This is a genomic window from Pantoea sp. Morm (genome assembly GCF_016643525.1).
In the GTDB taxonomy this organism is placed as follows: Bacteria; Pseudomonadota; Gammaproteobacteria; order Enterobacterales; family Enterobacteriaceae; genus Pantoea; species Pantoea dispersa.
In genome coordinates, this window is record NZ_VOQX01000224.1 from 1 (window position 1) to 1,815 (window position 1,815).

The following is a 1,815-nucleotide window of genomic DNA, read 5'->3' on the forward strand; positions in this document are numbered from 1 at the left end:
TGCTGGTGGTGAGGCTGGCGGGGGAGAATGCGGGACGTAAGGGGGAGTTGCTGGTGGTTTGATAAACCCGAAAATCATCAAAAGTGAGTACACAGGGAAATCTGGACATGGCTTAGTAAAAAAACTTAAACAATGCTTGCTCGCTAGCGTAAATTAGCTTAAAAATTCTTTTCGATAAATTTACACTATCTTGATGAATCGGAGCTTTATGAAGCGCAGGCTGTTAGAGTTAGATGGATGCCGGGGTTTACTGTGCTGGACAGTCGTTGCTGGACATTGGTTGGGGAGTAGACTTGGATGGGGCAACGTCCATTTTTCTCATTCTTACATTTCAGTTGATGGTTTCTTTATCCTATCAGGAATTGTTTTAACTTATATTTATAAAGAAAAGTTATTACACGGTAGCAAAGAATATTATAAGTTTGCAGCACACAGATTTGAACGTTTATATCCCTTACACTTGCTAACTTTCTTAGTGTCAATCTACATTTATTTTACATTTTTTGAAAAGATACCTTTCAATGAACCATTTGCAACTGGCATCTATAATTTATTTTTGCTACATGGGATGGGGTTAGCTAATTCATGGAATTGGAATGATCCAAGCTGGTCTATATCAGTTGAATTTTACGCATCAGTTTTAGCGTTCCCATTGCTGCTAAAAATTCGCAATACGCATCTCTTAATTTCACTATCTGTAATATTATACGGCATCGTTATAGGAAGACATCACAATTTAGAAGCAGCCACAGACGTTTATTTCAATATACTATCCTCTGGATTTTTGAAATGTGTAGCTGGTTTGGCATTAGGAATAGCAATAATAAACTGTTCGGAAGTGACAAATGATTTAAAACGCACCGAAAACAATTCAATTGTACTTATATTACAGACTCTTGCAATAGCCTATGTGGCATACTTTATTTATACGAAAGATAATGTTACTTCCTACGATATAATAACTATAGTTTGTTTTACCTATATATTTTATAGCCTGATTAACTTTGATACATTTTGGAATACTTTATTTTCAAATTCATTACTGGTCTACTTCGGAAAAATAAGCTTTGCAATTTACCTTACTCATACTCCTTTAATGCTTTTGTTAGATCAAATCAATTATTATAGAAGCCTGAGCTTACAAAGCCAGACGATAGTATTCCTCAGTGTTTTAATAATCATTTCGCACTTTATTTATAATTGGTTCGAGATGCCTATTTATAAGAACACCAAGAAAATAACAGACACATTTTACTCAAAAAAATCCAAACAGCTAGCAGAAAAACGGCATTAAAATACTTTAAAAAATGCCGATTATTTTTCCGTTTAGTGTATCTGAAAAGATTATTCTAACAATTAATAAAAAAGCCATAGCTCGTTGATTACGAACTATGGCTTTGAAAACTAGCGGATAAATAGGATTAGTTTATCAACAAAGATTATTTTAATCAGCTAACCACTCAGTATGGAATACACCGTCTTTATCAATACGCTTGTAGGTGTGCGCACCAAAGTAGTCGCGCTGCGCCTGAATCAGGTTGGCAGGCAGCACTTCTGAGCGATAGCTATCGTAGTATGCAATTGCCGCTGAGAAGGTTGGTGTTGGAATACCGTTCTGAATGGCATAAGAGACAACATCACGCAGCGCCTGCTGATATTCATCAGCGATGTTTTTGAAGTAGGGATCAAGCAGCAGGTTTGCGATGTTAGCATCGGTCGCATAAGCATCAGTAATTTTCTGCAGGAACTGTGCACGGATGATGCAGCCAGCACGGAAGATCTTCGCGATTTCACCGTAATGCAGATCCCAGTTGT

The 1,815-nt window shown here is 36.9% G+C and carries 1 protein-coding gene and 1 pseudogene; one reads left to right on the plus strand and one right to left on the minus strand.

The window, feature by feature from the left end; translation table 11 throughout:
* The first annotated feature begins 208 nt into the window (after window positions 1–208).
* A complete protein-coding gene (locus FT726_RS27045; protein WP_346303827.1) occupies window positions 209–1,294 on the plus strand; it encodes an acyltransferase in 1,086 nt (361 codons plus the stop codon).
* 150 nt (window positions 1,295–1,444) lie between these two features.
* Here FT726_RS27045 and FT726_RS27050 read toward each other — a convergent pair.
* Window positions 1,445–1,815: pseudogene (locus tag FT726_RS27050) on the minus strand (NADP-dependent phosphogluconate dehydrogenase); the annotation flags it as partial.

Bases quoted from the DNA above. Each gene is read 5' to 3' on its own strand.
- FT726_RS27045 (WP_346303827.1), top strand. From the start codon at position 209: ATGAAGCGCAGGCTGTTAGAGTTAGATGGATGCCGGGGTTTACTGTGC.